The organism is Thermoanaerobacterium thermosaccharolyticum DSM 571 (genome assembly GCF_000145615.1).
GTDB lineage: Bacteria > Bacillota > Thermoanaerobacteria > Thermoanaerobacterales > Thermoanaerobacteraceae > Thermoanaerobacterium > Thermoanaerobacterium thermosaccharolyticum.
The window spans coordinates 2,098,818-2,114,198 of sequence record NC_014410.1; the positions used below are offsets into that span (position 1 = coordinate 2,098,818).

Sequence of the window (15,381 nt, forward strand, 5' to 3'; positions counted from 1 at the left end):
GTATCACCTCTTTGCAAATTGATATATATATTTTAACATTTTTCTTCGTAAATTGCCAGTTGCACTATCGCATATACTTTAATATATTGTAATAGGTTTATTTTAGGAGTTGATATGAAATGGAAAAATTAGAAGAGTTTTTGTCACAAATTCTTTTGGCACTGATATTATCTTATATAGAAGAAAATTCAAAAAAAGGCAAATACAAATATGACTGGTGCCTTGAAGATGAGTTCAATAAACTTAAAAATCAATGCATCAAAATATATACGCAATCAAACGTAATAGAAGGTACAGTTTCTGAAGTCGGCAGCGATTTTATCAGAATAGATTGCAAAAAAGCAAATGTATCATATATTGTCCCAAAGAATTGCATCTATGCGATAGAAAAAGGCATTAATTAATGAAGTTTCATAGAACAAAAATATCCGGCACAGCCGGAGGTTTTAAATGGGAGGAATTTTTCTGAATTCATCTATCTTAACTTATAGCTATAAGCTAATTCACTAAAATCTTCGTTTTTAATTATCATATCGTCAAAATCTTTATAGCCAAATTCGTTTCTCATAAATTCTGAATATTCCGTGTTGTCTTTTTCCATCACTGCGGGTACAATTATTAAAATCAATACCATTAATGTTATTATTAATAACATTTTCTTCACCCACCCTTCAATACATATTATGCACCATTTATCTATTTTTGTCAAGATTTACTTCATATAAATTATTTTTGCAAGATTTCCTGTATTTTTGCAAATTTATTAGTTTGTCAACACAGTTTATGCATAATAATTGGCAACTGCATGAAATATTTTGCATAAATATGTATGAAGGCATTTTTAAATTTCCAATTTATTTTGATTGACTACAAAAATTTTTTAATTAAACTTATAAAATTTTATAAAGTATCACTGTAATTGAGTAAATCCTTTAATATTCTTTTTTGTCTATTGCCTTTGCTTATTCCATCTTTCAAAAAATTAAGAACCGTACTTACATGTACTGCTATACCATATGCTATACAGTTTTCATCAACATCAAACATGTTATTGTGAATAGGCTTATCTATCCCCAATTCTTTATTCCCACAGCCCAGTTTATAAAAACATCCAGGAACCTTTTTTAAATAATAAGCAAAGTCCTCTACTCCAAGAGTCGGCAATACATTCTTTATATTTTCTTCACCAACTATACCCAATGCACTTAATCTTAATATATTTACCATTCTGCTGTCGTTAATAAGGCATGGATATCCTTCAATCCTTGTAAACTCGGCTTTTCCCCCCATTAACTCCGCAGTTTTTTTTGCTATGTTTTCTACTTTTGCAACTATCATATCTCGATTTTCTTCATTTAACATCCTTATTATGCCTGACATATGTACTTTGCCAGCAACTATATTTCTGGCATATCCACCTTCGATACTTCCAATAGTTATAACAAGAGGTTCCAAAGGATTCGATTCCCTGCTTACAACCGTCTGAATCATATTGATTATGTTTGCAGAAATGACAATGGGATCTACCGATTTATGTGGTTCAGCTCCATGACTTGACCTACCTATTACATTAATGTCAAACATATCCGATGACGCATATGCTTTTCCATAAGTATAGCCGATTTGCCCAACTTGAAGATCTGGATCCACATGCAAGCCTATAATCGCATCAACTTTCGGATTTTCAAATGCACCTGCTTCCAGCATCGGCTTTGCACCACCTGTCGTTTCCTCCGCAGGCTGAAAAATAAACTTGACATTTCCCATAAGTTTATCTTTTTTTTGTGACAGCAGCTTGGCTGCTCCAAGAGTAATAGCCGTATGCACATCATGACCACATGCATGCATTTTTCCAGGCACCAATGAACTATATGGCACATCATTTTCCTCTTGAATTGGGAGAGCATCTATATCAGCCCTTATTGCAATTGTCTTTTCTCCATTACCTTTAAGCGTACCTACAATACCTGTCTTTGCCATAACCTTTGTCTCAATATCTAGTTTTTCTAAATATTTTTTTATAAGTTCAGATGTCTTTGTCTCTTCAAATCCCAATTCAGGTTCTCTATGAATCCTTCTTCTGATCTCTATAATCTCATCTTGGATAAGTCTTGCTTCTTTTAATATCTCATTCATGTTTCTCCCCTCTTTATTTTTCTAGTATCTCTCTATATCAACAATGCTTATCTTTTCAATATCTTCATTTAATATAAGTTTAGCAGTGTTTACAAAATTTTCTTTATTGCCGCTAACAAAATACTCGGTTTTACCTGTAAGTCTTGAATTAAGCATAGCATTTTCCTCTAAATAACTTTTGACTTTCTCAGATAATTTTATAGCCGGGTCAACAATGATTACATCTTTATGAACAGCATTTTTAATAGCGTTTATCAATATTGGATAGTGTGTGCAGCCAAGAACTAATGTATCGATTTCTTCATTATTCAAAACACTTAAATACTCTTTAGCACATTTGAACGCCTCATCGCTATTTGCCAGTCCTTCCTCCACAAGTGGAACAAATCTAGGACAAGCCTTGCCAAAAACATCTATACCACTATCTATCAATTTTATATTTTTTTCATAGCTTCTACTTTCTATCGTCCTTGTGGTAGCAATAACGCCAACTTTTTTATTCTTAGTTAAATAAGCAGCACTTTCGGCTCCAGCTTCTAACACATTGAAAAGAATCTCACTGTATTCATTTTTATCAATTGATGCACATGTAGTATTACAGGCTATAACAATAATTTTTGTGTTTTTCTCATTCATAAAATGTACTATCTGTCTGGCGTACTTTTCAATTTCCTTTTTAGACTTCTCACCGTATGGTACCCTCTTCGTATCGCCAAAGTATATGTAATCCTCGTTTGGCAATAGTTCTTTTAACCTCTTTAATACGGTTAAACCGCCTACACCTGAATCAAATACTCCAATCGGTCTTATGTCCATCTCACCACATCCTATTTTGTTGATATCTATTATATAATATCACAAAAATTGTGGATTGATAACAAAAACAATAAAATCCCCGCATGTTTTTAATATACAGGGATTTAGTAATATAATCATACGATACCTATGTCATTTCTAAAATATATTCCATCAAAATGGATCTTTTTAAGCTCATTATATGCCTTTCTTCTCGCTTCATCATAAGTGTCTCCAAGTGCCGTCACCTCTAAAACTCTCCCACCTGATGTTTTGTACTTGCCATTGGATTTCGTAGTACCTGCATGATAGACAAACACACCATCTACATCTTCAAGTCCTGTTATATCGAAACCAGTCTTATATTCACCTGGATATCCTTCTGATGATGCTACAACACATACAGCCTTTTTATCTTCCCATTCTATCTTTACGGTATTAAGTTTTTCCTCAATTATAGCTTCTATTATATCCACAAGATCTGTTTTTAAAAGCGGAAGAACTACTTGCGTTTCAGGGTCTCCAAATCTCGCATTAAATTCAAGGACTTTAGGACCTTCTTTTGTCAGTATGAGACCGGCATAAAGGACACCTTTATACACTATCCCTTCTTTTTTTAGTGAGTCTATTACAGGCTTTAAAATGGTTTTTACTACAACATCCAACATCTTATCGTCAAAATATGGATTTGGGGCAATATTGCCCATACCTCCTGTATTTGGTCCTTTATCTCCATCGTATATTCTCTTATAATCCATCGCAGATACCATTGGAACAATAGTATTTCCATCAGTAAATGCAAGGACAGAAACTTCTTTTCCAAAAAGCATCTCTTCGATTATGACGGTATCGCCTGAAGACCCAAACCGTTTCTCCTTCATCAATATGTCTAAGGACTCTTTCGCATCTTTAAAATTATCTGCTAGAAATACTCCCTTACCCTGTGCCAATCCATCTGCCTTTATCACAACAGGATACCAAATATCTTTTAAAAAATTTAAAGCCGCATCATACCTATCAAATGCCTTAAAACGTGCTGTTGGAATGTTGTACTTGTGAAGCAGCAGCTTCGTAAAGTATTTACTTCCTTCTATTGCAGCAGCATCCCTTTTAGGTCCAAATATTCTTAAACCGCTATTTTCAAATTCATCTACTATTCCCTTCATCAAAGGGACTTCAGGCCCAACCACCGTCAAATCTATATTGTTATCTAATGCAAATCTTTTAAGCTTATCTACATCCGAAACGTTTATATCTACGCATTCTGCTATATCTGAGATCCCACCATTTCCAGGTACACAGTAAATTTTTTTTACTTTTTTGCTTTCATTAATCTTTTTAACTATGGCATGCTCTCGGCCACCGCCACCAATAACAAGAACATTCATATTCTCTCCTCCAAACAATTGTGGCTATTGTTATTTTAATGTTTAAAGTGCCTTATGCCTGTAAATACCATTGAAATCCCTGCTTTATCTGCCGCATCTATAGATGCTTCATCATTTTTTGAGCCGCCGGGCTGTATAATCGATGCGACTCCAGCTTTTGCTGCAGCTTCTACAACGTCAGAAAATGGAAAAAATGCATCAGATGCCAGCACACTTCCTTTTGCCTTCTCACCTGCCTGCTTTATAGACTGCTGTGTGGGCCATATGCGATTTACCTGCCCTGCACCTATACCTACCGTTGCACCATCTTTCGCAAGCACAATAGCATTTGATTTAACATGTTTTACAACTTTCCATGCAAATCTTAAATCTTTAAATTCTTTTTCGTCAGGCGCATTTTTCGTGACAACTTTTAATTTATCCTCGTATAAATCAACTTCATCTTTTTCCTGTACTAATATGCCACCTTCTACTTTTTTAACATCATACTCTTTTACATATCCATCCTTAAGCTTTAGTATTCTAACATTTTTCTTCTTTTCTAATATGTTTAATGCATCTTCCTCAAAATCAGGTGCTATTATTATCTCTAAAAATATCTTTGAAAGCTCTTCGGCTGTCCTTTTGTCAAGCGTTCGGTTAAATGCAACAATGCCACCAAATATTGATACAGGATCACATTCATAAGCTTTCTTAAATGCATCGTATATATTGTCTGCAACTGCAACACCGCATGGATTAGTATGTTTTATGGCTACAGCAGCAGGCACATCAAATTCTTTCAGAAGCTCTATAGCTGCATTTGCATCATTTATATTATTGAAAGAAAGCTCTTTTCCATGCAGTTTAATACATTCGGATATACCAAATGACTTTAACGAATTTTTATAAAATGCAGCTTTTTGATGAGGATTTTCGCCGTATCGCATGTCTTGCGATTTTTCATATGAAAGTGTAATAGTATCCGGAAATTCTACGCCATTTTTGTCTAACAGGTAATTGTATATCAATGAATCATACGAAGCAGTATGACCAAAAGCCTTCATAGCAAGGTAAAATCTCGTTTCTTCCTTGGTATTGCCATATTCTTTTATTTCTTCAATAACTTTAGTGTAATCACTTGGGTCAACTAAGACAGTGACGTATTTATAGTTTTTGGCTGCGGCCCTAATCATGGACGGTCCACCTATGTCTATGTTTTCTATTGCGTCTTCAAGCATTACATCATCCTTCAATATCGTCTCTTTAAAAGGATAGAGATTTACAGCAACGATATCAATAGGTTCTATTCCATTTTCATTTAATTGTTTCATGTGGTTTTCGTCATCTCTAATGGCCAGAAGTCCACCATGTATTTTAGGATGAAGCGTCTTTACTCTTCCATCTAAAATCTCAGGAAATCCTGTTATATCTGATACTTTAATAGCTTTTATGCTGTTATCGCATAGAAGTTTATATGTTCCTCCAGTTGAAAGTATCTCTACTCCAAGCTCATCTAAAGATTTTGCAAGATCTAGTATCCCATCTTTTTTAGATACACTTATTAATGCTCTCTTTGACATCATTTTACCTCCTAAATCAAATTATAATGACCTTTCTTCCTTCAACTTTAAGCCTGCCTTCAGCAAATAGCTTAACAGCGTATGGCAGCAGCCTATGTTCCAATTTTAAAACTTTATCAGCTACTGTTTCAGGTGTGTCATTATCCTCCACCTTAACTACTTCTTGCAAAATAATAGGTCCTGTATCTGCGCCTGCATCAACAAAATGTACTGTACAGCCTGTATATTTGACACCATATTCTATAACAGCCTTGTGAACATTTATGCCATAAAATCCTTTGCCGCAAAAAGATGGTATTAAGGATGGATGTATATTTATTATTTTATTTTGATACTTATTTACAATTTCTTCATTCAGTATTGTTATAAAGCCGGCAAGTATTATTCCATCTGGATTGATCTTATCCACGACTTTCATAAGTTCTTCGTAGAACCTACCCTTTAGCTTTTTCTTTGGTACACAAATTGAAGGTATATTATTGTCAGCAGCTCTTTTTAAAGCATACGCACCTTCTTTGTCGCTTATAAGTGCAGCAATTTCTGCATTTATATATCCACTTTTAATACCGTCTATTATCGATTGAAAATCTGTACCATTTCCTGACGCCATAACCAAAAGTCTCATATCAATACCTCTTTTTTACCATTTACAATTTCACCTATTATATATGGTTTTTCTCCTATGGCTTTTAGCCGTTTTACTGCATCATCGCATTGTTCTCTTGATACGATTATAATCATCCCTATCCCCATGTTAAATGTCCTGTACATTTCATTTTCATCTATATTGCCCATTTCTTTTAATACCGTAAAAATATAAGGCACGTCCCATGTTCCTTTATTTATCTTTGCAGAAACTCCATCTTTCAAAGTCCTCGGTATATTGTCGATAAATCCACCACCTGTTATATGTGCAATCCCTTTAATAGTCAAGCCTTTTAGACTATCTAAAGCCTTAACGTATATCTTTGTAGGTTTTAAAATTACTTCACCTAATGATAATCCATACTCATCTAAATAGTCGTCAATATTCATGTTACCTTCTTCAAATAAGACTTTTCTCACCAAAGAATATCCATTGGAATGTATTCCAGATGAAGCAAGTCCTATTATAACATCGCCAGGTTTAATATTGCTACCATCAATTATTTCGTCTTTTTCAACGACGCCAACAGCAAAACCTGCAAGGTCAAATTCGCCCTTATTGTACATTCCTGGAAGCTCTGCCGTTTCTCCGCCAATCAATGCGCACTGCGCCTCGCGGCAGCCCTCTGCTATTCCTTTAATTACTTCTAATCCTACGCTGCCATCTAATTTGCCTGTAGCGAAATAATCAAGAAAAAAAAGCGGCTTTGCTCCACTGACAATTATGTCATTTACGCACATTGCAACTAAATCTATACCTATAGTATCATATTTTTCCATCATAAATGCAACCTTAAGCTTCGTTCCTACTCCATCAGTACCAGAAACTAAAACTGGATTTTTATTATTTTTGATCTCGTACAAGGCGCCAAAACCGCCTATCCCATTTAAAACACCATCAATCATTGTAGTCTTCGCTATAGGCTTTATCATTTCAACAAATTTATTGCCTTCATCAATATTAACGCCGGCATCTTTGTAATTCATGGTATCCTCCTCAATTTTACTTTTTTTCAAACAGATACTTGCTGCCTTCCTTTGGCACTTCCATAGGATACTTTCCATCAAAACACGCTGCACAGATGCTACTCATACCTACACTTTCTTTCAAACCTTCTATGCTTAAAAAGCTTAAGCTATCAGCACCAATATAGTCGCATATCTCTTTGACTTCCATTGTAGCACCTACCAACTCTTTTTTTGTAGGAGTGTCTATTCCAAAATAGCATGAATACTTGACAGGCGGTGAGCTAATCCTGACATGAACTTCTTTCGCTCCACCTTTTTTTAAAAGTGAAACCAATCTCTTCATAGTTGTACCTCGTACAATAGAATCGTCTATCAAAACTATTCTCTTATCCCTTACCAGTTCTTTCAAAACATTTAATTTGACCCTTACTCCAATTTCTCTGTCTGTCTGCTTTGGACATATAAATGTCCTTCCTATATATTTATTTTTTATTAGGCCTTCACCAATCGGTATACCAGATTGGAATGAATATCCGCGGGAAGCCGGTACACCAGAATCAGGAACAGGTACAACCAAGTCAGCATCTACATGGCTTTCTATTGCTAGTCTCTTTCCCATCTCGTATCTGGCCTTGTACACACTAATTCCTTCTAAAACGCTGTCAGGCCTTGAAAAGTATATATACTCAAATACACATGGCATCTTGGCTGCATCACTATCAACTTTTACTGTATTTAAGCCATTTTTATCAATTATCACTATTTCTCCCGGCTCCACATCCCTTACGAGTTCGGCTCCAATCACATCAAGTGCACATGATTCAGAGGATAGATAGTAATCATCACCTTTTTTGCCTATGCAAAGTGGTCTTATACCGTTTTTATCCCTTATGCCTATTAATTTATCTTCCATTATTATAACTAATGCATAAGATCCCTTTATCTTGTTCATCGTCTTTTTTAACGATTCAACAAGACCATACCTGTAATATTTGGCTATTAAGTGAAGTATGATTTCACTGTCAGATGTGGTCTGAAGAATCCTCCCTTCATCCTCCAGCTCTCTGCGAAGCTCAAGAGCATTTATTAAATTTCCGTTATGAGCCAGTGCCATGTATCCATTGCTGAAATTTGCAACAAATGGCTGTGCATTGCAGACATCGCTGTTTCCTGTTGTAGAATACCTGACATGGCCGATTGCAACGTTTCCTTCAAGCTCATCTAGTTCTTCTTTTGAAAACACTTCAAGAAGGAGTCCCATGCCTTTTATGCAGTTGACATATGATCCTTTTAATACAGCAATCCCTGCACTTTCCTGTCCACGGTGTTGCAGTGCCTGAAGCCCATAATAAATATGATGATGTACCACATTGTTTAAGCTAAATGCGCCAAATACTCCACATTCTTCTTTCAATTTTATAGTCTTATTCATAATTTTACCTCACTGTTTTTCAAGTCGATTCAATACTTCTACATAAGCTCCTTCTACATTTCCAAGATCTCTTCTAAACCTATCTTTATCAAGTTTTTCCATAGTTACACTGTCCCAAAATCTGCATGTATCAGGCGATATCTCATCTGCTAAGACAATTCCATCTTTTGACTTCCCAAATTCTAATTTGAAATCTACCAATATGATATTTTTAGATATGAAATATTTAGAAAGTATGTCATTGATTTTGAAAGAATAATTTTTTATTGTTTCAACTTCATCTTTTGTGGCTAATTCCATAGCTTCGATGTGATATTCATTAATGAAAGGATCTCCAAGTTCATCGTTCTTATAGCAAAATTCCAATACAGTCCTTTTAAGTTTTGCCCCTTCTTCAATGCCTAATCTCTTTGAAATGCTTCCTGCAGCATAATTTCTTATCAAAACTTCAATAGGATAGATTTCTACTTTTTTCACAAGCATTTCTCTATCATTTAACCTCTTTACAAAATGCGTAGGAACGCCTTCTTTTTCAAGTAATTCAAATAGTATTGTAGATATTTCATTATTTAATATCCCTTTATTTTGAATAGTGCCTTTTTTTATGCCGTTAAATGCTGTAGCATCATCTTTATATTCAATAATGTAAAAATCTTCATCACTTGTCCTAAAGACCTTTTTTGCTTTTCCTTCATACAACATGCTTAACTTTTCCATTTAAACAATCTCCCCCTGTAATTTTTTATCTTTTTCAATAACTTCTTCTGCTAATTTCTTTTTGTACGCAATAACTTTTTTCATCAGCTCTGGATACTTTATGCCCAGTATCTCTATTGCCAACAACGCTGCATTGTAAGAACCATCTATAGCAACTGTCGCGACAGGTATGCCCTGAGGCATTTGAACAGTAGACAATAAAGAGTCTAAACCATCCAGAGTCGATGATTTTATAGGAATCCCAATCACTGGAAGTGGCGTCATTGATGCTATAACACCTGCTAAATGAGCTGCCTTTCCAGCTGCAGCTATGATTACTTCATATCCATTTTCTACTGCTTTTTTTGCAAAATCATGTGCTATATCTGGTGTCCTGTGAGCTGAAATAACTCTGGCATCATACTCAATATTAAATCCCTTAAAAAGCTCTAAAGCCTTTTTAACCAATGGAAAATCCGAATCACTTCCCATTACAACCGCAACCTTCGGCATAATAACTTCCCCCTATTTTTATTTATTTTTATTTACAAAATGCAGAAAGGAAATCTTTCCTTTCTGCATTTTATCCGCTATTACCCCATAAAGAATGCAAATCTCAATAGGAACAATAGTCCTATAATATACATCAATGGATGAACTTCTTTAGCTTTCCCTACGACAATTTTCGTTATCGGGTAGAAAATAAAGCCAGCAGCTATACCATTTGATATGCTGTAAGTGAAAGGCATAAAAGCTATTGTCATAAACGCAGGAAATGCCTCACTAAAGTCTTCAAAATTCACCTTTGTAACTGAACCTATCATCAATGCTCCAACGATTATAAGGGCTGGTGCTGTAGCTTGTGAAGGTACTATGCCAATTATTGGAGCAAAGAATAGAGATATCAAGAAAAGTATTGCAACAACGGTAGATGTCAAACCTGTCTTTCCACCTTCACTTATGCCTGATGCACTTTCAACGTATGTGGTAATTGTACTTGTCCCCAAAAAAGACCCTATCGTAGTACCAATGGCGTCTGCAAACAGAGCCCTTTCAAATCTAGTCTTAAAACCGCCATTTGATTTTTCGAAGTCATCTTCTTTAAAAATACCTGTCTTTGTTCCTGTACCAATTAATGTTCCAATGGCATCAAACATATCCGCCAAACTAAAGGCCAAAATAACCGTTATGAGCCCTGTAAGGATTGAAATGATATTGCCATCTGTCCCTGGTTTCAAAAGACCAGCAAAATCCAACTTCATAAATGTAGGTGCCAAACTCGGTGGCATCTGCACAATAGTTTTCAGATTTGAAACATTAGTTATTCCCATAGGTATACCTATTAAAGTAGAAGCAATGATTCCTATAAGTATTGCACCTTTAACACCTCTGCTCATAAGTACAGCTATTATAGCAATGCCGATTACAGTAAGTATTACACCAGGATCTTTGAAATTGCCAAGTGTAACTAAAGTGTCACTGCTTTTCGTTATTATACCACCGTTTTCCATGCCTATTATGGCGATAAAAAGTCCAATTCCGGCTCCTATTGCGCTTCTCAACGATTGTGGTATCGCCTTAATTAGTGAACCTACTCCATCCTATAGAGGATGAAGCTTCCTACTTCATAGACCGTTGCCTACTGTTATTCACAGCAGGTCTTACACAATCTCCATAGGCGTAATTTCGGGAGGAACCTTCCCTACAAAAATATTACTCTTAGGCTGTTATGCCTAATTGTCTTTACTTTTTACTCCTGATAATATTATAGCATATAATGTTATGGAAAACAATAGAAATTCATCTCCCACCTATAGAGGATGGGAGACTTCTTTCAAGCCTTCGTTAAAATTCTCAATTTCGTTGCCGTAATGATTATATTTATAATACCGCTTATCAGCGCAAGTGACAATGCTGCCTGCCATGAATAGTGCAGTGTCAATACGACATAAAAAGTAAAGAATGCATTCATACCCATTCCAGCAGATAGGGCAAACGGAACATTTGCAAACAATCCCATGACCAATGTCGCAACAACAGATGACAAAATTGTCGCAACAAATACCGCTCCGATTACAGGATCATTGGCAATTGACAAACCAGAATTTACTGCTTGAGTTCCTAAAAGTCCTTTTGAATTCATTCCGGCTTGCATGAGTATTGATGGGTTTACAAAAATGATATAAGCCATCGTTATAAAAGTTGTTATGCCAGCTATTACTTCTGTCTTTACTGTTGTGCCATTTTCTTTAAGTTTAAAGAAACTGTCTAAAAAGCCTCTCTTGTCATTGTTTTTTACCATTATAATCCTCCTTATAATTGTAATAAAAGCACTATTAAAATAAAATATGCCCGAGATGATAGATTCCAACACAAAGAGTGAAACCTATCCTCCCGGGCTTTTATCCCACAGGTGTGGCAACAGCATGCCTGTACCGCTCGGTCCGAACACCTTTAAAAAAACTATCCATGCTTTTAAAAATGCTAAAAGCATACAAGGCTGGAACCCTCAGGTACACTTTCACTCATAGTCAGACAATTTACGGTTGTCTGGTAGAAACTTCTGAGCCATATTCTCAGAATTATATGAGTAGTATTTACTTGTCCTGACACAATTATAATATCAACTTTTTTAATCCAAGTCAATGATTTTACGAATATTTTTTTGATATTTATAATTAATGTTCGTAATTTATTCCCATTCAATGGTGGCAGGCGGTTTTGACGTGATATCATACAGCACTCTATTTACGCCATACACTTCATTTATGATACTTGTGGAGATGTCCTCAAGAATATCATACGGAATCTTAACCCAATCTGCTGTCATTCCGTCATTACTTTCAACTATCCTTAAGATAATAGGATATGCATATGTCCTGTCATCCCCCATTATTCCTACACTTTTTATGTCAGGCAGTACAGCAAATGATTGCCATACGTTGTTATACCAGCCATTTTTCTTCATCTCTCTTAAAACTATACTGTCAGCTTCTCTTAATATATTTAATTTTTCTTCAGTGACTTCCCCAAGTATCCTTACTGCAAGCCCCGGTCCCGGGAACGGCTGCCTATTTAGAATTTCATCAGGCATGCCAAGTTCTCGCCCAACCTGTCTTACTTCGTCTTTAAAAAGCATCCTTAAAGGCTCTATAAGCTCAAAACCAACATTTTCAGGAAGACCGCCAACATTGTGATGGCTCTTTATTGTTGAAGCAACGGGGCTTCCGCTTTCGATAACATCTGGATAAAGTGTCCCTTGCACAAGATATTTTACATCGCCAATTTTCTTAGCTTCTTCTTTAAAGACTTCAATAAATTCATTTCCTATTATTTTCCTCTTTTGCTCAGGATCTTTTACTCCTTTCAACTTTTCCAGAAATCTATCTTTTGCATCAACTTTTATTATCTCCATATCAAAATTATTCTTGAAGGTTTCAACTACTTTTTCTCCTTCATTTTTCCTTAAAAGACCATTATCAACAAAAATACATACTAGCTGATCGTGTATTGCCCTGTTAACTAAAACTGCAGCAACAGATGAATCAACACCACCGCTTAATGCACAAACTACATTGTCCTTTCCTACCTTTTGCCTTATTTCTTTGACAGTCTGCTCTATCAGTGAATCCATCGTCCAATCTGCAGAGCAGTCACAAATCTCAAACAAGAAATTTCTGATGATTTCAGTACCCCTTGGAGTATGAATGACTTCAGGATGGAATTGTACGGCATATTGCCTTCCTTCTACATTTGCAATTGCCGCAATCGGACAGTTTGCAGTTGATGCAACGACTTTAAAATTTTTGGGAGGCAGTTCTATTTGATCTGTATGGCTCATCCAACAGCTTGTCTCTTTTTCAATTCCTTTAAACAAAGGTATATTGTTATTTATGACAACATCCGTCTTTCCATACTCTCTTACAGGAGCCTCCGCAACTTTACCGCCTTGCATCATAGTCATAAGTTGTGCGCCATAACATATACCAAGAATTGGATAATTTAATTTAAAAATTCCCTCATCGCATATTGGCGCATTCTCTGCGTATACGCTAGCAGGTCCGCCTGACAAGACCAATCCTTTTGGCTGTTTCTTTATAATTTCTTCTGGTTTTATGTTGTATGGAACAATTTCACAAAAAACATTTGCTTCCCTTATTCTCCTTGCAATCAATTGTGTATATTGTCCGCCGAAGTCAAGAATTAATATAACTTCTCTATTAATCCCCATTAAAATCCTCCTCTTATTTAATACTATAATTTGGAGCTTCCTTTGTAATTATTATATCATGTGGATGGCTTTCAGTTAATCCCGCATTAGTTATTTTTATAAATTTTGTCTTTGTCCTAAGTTCTTCAATATTGTGAACACCACAATATCCCATTCCTGCTCTTAATCCACCTATCATTTGGTATACAGTATCTTTCAAAGGTCCTTTATACGGAACTCTGCCTTCTACACCTTCTGGAACAAGCTTTTTCATGCCCTCTTGAAAATAACGATCAGAGCTTCCACTCTTCATTGCTGAAATTGAACCCATTCCCCTGTAAACTTTGTAACTTCTTCCCTGATATATCTCAACTTCTCCTGGGCTTTCTTCTGTCCCTGCAAAAAGACTTCCAATCATTACTGTGGATGCACCAGCAGCAATTGCCTTTACAATATCTCCACTGTATTTTATACCGCCATCAGCAATTACAGGTATACCATATTTATCAGCTTCTTCTGCACAATCGAAAATTGCCGTTATCTGAGGTACTCCAATACCTGCTACAACTCTCGTCGTACATATAGACCCTGGTCCTATGCCTACCTTAACGCAATCAGCACCTCTTTCAATTAAATCTCTTGTAGCCTCTGCAGTTGCGACATTTCCAGCTATTATCTGTACATCTGGAAATCTATTCTTTATCTTTTCCACGGTATTTAAAACACCTACAGAATGCCCATGAGCCGTATCTATTACAATAACATCCACATTGGCATTGACAAGAGCTTCAACCCTTTCCATTACATCTGATGAAACGCCTACTGCAGCACCTACAAGAAGCCTTCCTCTAGAATCTTTCGCAGAATTAGGATACTCCACTGCCTTTTCTATATCTTTTATTGTTATTAATCCCTTTAAATTATTATCTTCATCAACGAGAGGCAATTTCTCGATTTTATGTCTTTTAAGTATTTCTCTTGCTTCATCCATAGTCGTTCCAACAGGCGCCGTCACCAAGTTTTCTTTAGTCATAACTTCCTTTATTGGCCTTTCTAAATTGCTTTCAAATCTAATATCTCTATTTGTAATTATTCCCACCAGCTTATTGTTAACTGTTATAGGTACACCTGAAATTCTATATCTTTCCATAAGTTCAACAGCATCCTGAATTTTATGATCCGGAGTTAAATAAAAAGGATTAGTTATGACTCCGTGTTCCGATCTTTTCACTCTATCTACTTCTAAAGCCTGTTTTTCAATAGACATATTTTTATGTATTATGCCTATTCCACCTTCTCGCGCTATAGCTATAGCAAGCCTTGATTCAGTAACTGTATCCATTCCAGCGCTGATCAAAGGTATGTTTAGCTTTATTTTATTTGTAAGGCGTGTCCTGGTGTCCACCTCCTTTGGAAGCACATCAGATTTTGCTGGTATAAGCAACACATCATCAAATGTTAGTCCCTCTTTTACAAGCTTATTTGCCATTTTTATCCCCTTTCTTTTATTAATAATTATCTCCCTCAGCTTTATAATAAATAATGCCC

15 protein-coding genes and 1 riboswitch are annotated in these 15,381 nt (G+C 35.7%); of the genes, 1 reads left to right on the forward strand and 14 read right to left on the reverse strand.

What is annotated here, in order from left to right:
- Positions 1-119: 119 nt before the first annotated feature.
- Positions 120-404, forward strand: a complete 285-nt coding sequence (locus TTHE_RS10490) for a hypothetical protein (protein WP_013298547.1) — start codon at positions 120-122, stop codon at positions 402-404.
- A gap of 71 nt (positions 405-475) precedes the next feature.
- Here TTHE_RS10490 and TTHE_RS10495 read toward each other — a convergent pair whose 3' ends face one another.
- From TTHE_RS10495 to guaB, 14 genes are all read right to left on the reverse strand, one after another.
- Positions 476-655, reverse strand: coding sequence for a hypothetical protein (locus TTHE_RS10495; protein ID WP_013298548.1), 180 nt, complete (start codon positions 653-655; stop codon positions 476-478).
- A gap of 245 nt (positions 656-900) precedes the next feature.
- Complete coding sequence (locus TTHE_RS10500) at positions 901-2,136, reverse strand: M20 metallopeptidase family protein (RefSeq protein ID WP_013298549.1); 1,236 nt, start codon at positions 2,134-2,136, stop codon at positions 901-903.
- Between the two features lie 21 nt (positions 2,137-2,157).
- Positions 2,158-2,952 carry a glutamate racemase gene (gene murI, locus TTHE_RS10505; protein WP_013298550.1) on the reverse strand — a complete coding sequence of 265 codons (795 nt, stop codon included), beginning with the start codon at positions 2,950-2,952 and terminating at the stop codon, positions 2,158-2,160.
- A gap of 116 nt (positions 2,953-3,068) precedes the next feature.
- Positions 3,069-4,319 (reverse strand): phosphoribosylamine--glycine ligase, encoded by a 1,251-nt coding sequence (gene purD / locus TTHE_RS10510; protein WP_013298551.1) that lies wholly within the window; start codon positions 4,317-4,319, stop codon positions 3,069-3,071.
- A 35-nt stretch (positions 4,320-4,354) separates the two neighbouring features.
- Positions 4,355-5,881, reverse strand: a complete 1,527-nt coding sequence (gene purH, locus TTHE_RS10515; RefSeq protein ID WP_013298552.1) for a bifunctional phosphoribosylaminoimidazolecarboxamide formyltransferase/IMP cyclohydrolase — start codon at positions 5,879-5,881, stop codon at positions 4,355-4,357.
- Between the two features lie 16 nt (positions 5,882-5,897).
- Positions 5,898-6,506 carry a phosphoribosylglycinamide formyltransferase gene (gene purN, locus TTHE_RS10520; RefSeq protein ID WP_013298553.1) on the reverse strand — a complete coding sequence of 203 codons (609 nt, stop codon included), beginning with the start codon at positions 6,504-6,506 and terminating at the stop codon, positions 5,898-5,900.
- Positions 6,503-7,513, reverse strand: coding sequence for a phosphoribosylformylglycinamidine cyclo-ligase (gene purM, locus TTHE_RS10525; RefSeq protein WP_013298554.1), 1,011 nt, complete (start codon positions 7,511-7,513; stop codon positions 6,503-6,505). Before purM ends, purN begins: the two co-directional genes overlap by 4 nt.
- A gap of 16 nt (positions 7,514-7,529) precedes the next feature.
- On the reverse strand, positions 7,530-8,927 hold the full coding sequence (purF, locus tag TTHE_RS10530) for an amidophosphoribosyltransferase (RefSeq protein WP_013298555.1): 1,398 nt from the start codon (positions 8,925-8,927) through the stop codon (positions 7,530-7,532).
- Positions 8,928-8,936: 9 nt separating this feature from the next.
- Positions 8,937-9,644: a phosphoribosylaminoimidazolesuccinocarboxamide synthase gene (gene purC, locus TTHE_RS10535; protein ID WP_013298556.1), complete on the reverse strand. Its 708-nt coding sequence runs from the start codon at positions 9,642-9,644 to the stop codon at positions 8,937-8,939.
- Complete coding sequence (gene purE, locus TTHE_RS10540) at positions 9,645-10,136, reverse strand: 5-(carboxyamino)imidazole ribonucleotide mutase (RefSeq protein ID WP_013298557.1); 492 nt, start codon at positions 10,134-10,136, stop codon at positions 9,645-9,647. It abuts the gene before it with no gap.
- Positions 10,137-10,216: 80 nt separating this feature from the next.
- Positions 10,217-11,185, reverse strand: a complete 969-nt coding sequence (locus TTHE_RS10545) for an NCS2 family permease (RefSeq protein WP_231292646.1) — start codon at positions 11,183-11,185, stop codon at positions 10,217-10,219.
- 272 nt (positions 11,186-11,457) lie between these two features.
- Positions 11,458-11,925: an NCS2 family permease gene (locus TTHE_RS10550; RefSeq protein ID WP_041587471.1), complete on the reverse strand. Its 468-nt coding sequence runs from the start codon at positions 11,923-11,925 to the stop codon at positions 11,458-11,460.
- A gap of 206 nt (positions 11,926-12,131) precedes the next feature.
- A riboswitch (purine riboswitch) is annotated at positions 12,132-12,233 on the reverse strand.
- A gap of 82 nt (positions 12,234-12,315) precedes the next feature.
- A complete protein-coding gene (gene guaA, locus TTHE_RS10555) occupies positions 12,316-13,854 on the reverse strand; it encodes a glutamine-hydrolyzing GMP synthase (RefSeq protein WP_013298558.1) in 1,539 nt (512 codons plus the stop codon).
- A gap of 13 nt (positions 13,855-13,867) precedes the next feature.
- Positions 13,868-15,322, reverse strand: a complete 1,455-nt coding sequence (gene guaB / locus TTHE_RS10560; protein ID WP_013298559.1) for an IMP dehydrogenase — start codon at positions 15,320-15,322, stop codon at positions 13,868-13,870.
- Positions 15,323-15,381: the final 59 nt, after the last annotated feature.

What these genes read in the sequence shown, in the direction of transcription:
- purH (WP_013298552.1), bottom strand. Translation starts at nt 5,881, where the DNA reads ATGTCAAAGAGAGCATTAATAAGTGTATCTAAAAAAGATGGGATACTA.
- purF (WP_013298555.1), bottom strand. Translation starts at nt 8,927, where the DNA reads ATGAATAAGACTATAAAATTGAAAGAAGAATGTGGAGTATTTGGCGCA.
- guaA (WP_013298558.1), bottom strand. Translation starts at nt 13,854, where the DNA reads ATGGGGATTAATAGAGAAGTTATATTAATTCTTGACTTCGGCGGACAA.
- murI (WP_013298550.1), bottom strand. Translation starts at nt 2,952, where the DNA reads ATGGACATAAGACCGATTGGAGTATTTGATTCAGGTGTAGGCGGTTTA.
- TTHE_RS10495 (WP_013298548.1), bottom strand. Translation starts at nt 655, where the DNA reads ATGTTATTAATAATAACATTAATGGTATTGATTTTAATAATTGTACCC.
- TTHE_RS10500 (WP_013298549.1), bottom strand. Translation starts at nt 2,136, where the DNA reads ATGAATGAGATATTAAAAGAAGCAAGACTTATCCAAGATGAGATTATA.
- purD (WP_013298551.1), bottom strand. Translation starts at nt 4,319, where the DNA reads ATGAATGTTCTTGTTATTGGTGGCGGTGGCCGAGAGCATGCCATAGTT.
- guaB (WP_013298559.1), bottom strand. Translation starts at nt 15,322, where the DNA reads ATGGCAAATAAGCTTGTAAAAGAGGGACTAACATTTGATGATGTGTTG.
- purN (WP_013298553.1), bottom strand. Translation starts at nt 6,506, where the DNA reads ATGAGACTTTTGGTTATGGCGTCAGGAAATGGTACAGATTTTCAATCG.
- purM (WP_013298554.1), bottom strand. Translation starts at nt 7,513, where the DNA reads ATGAATTACAAAGATGCCGGCGTTAATATTGATGAAGGCAATAAATTT.
- purC (WP_013298556.1), bottom strand. Translation starts at nt 9,644, where the DNA reads ATGGAAAAGTTAAGCATGTTGTATGAAGGAAAAGCAAAAAAGGTCTTT.
- TTHE_RS10550 (WP_041587471.1), bottom strand. Translation starts at nt 11,925, where the DNA reads ATGGTAAAAAACAATGACAAGAGAGGCTTTTTAGACAGTTTCTTTAAA.
- TTHE_RS10490 (WP_013298547.1), top strand. Translation starts at nt 120, where the DNA reads ATGGAAAAATTAGAAGAGTTTTTGTCACAAATTCTTTTGGCACTGATA.
- purE (WP_013298557.1), bottom strand. Translation starts at nt 10,136, where the DNA reads ATGCCGAAGGTTGCGGTTGTAATGGGAAGTGATTCGGATTTTCCATTG.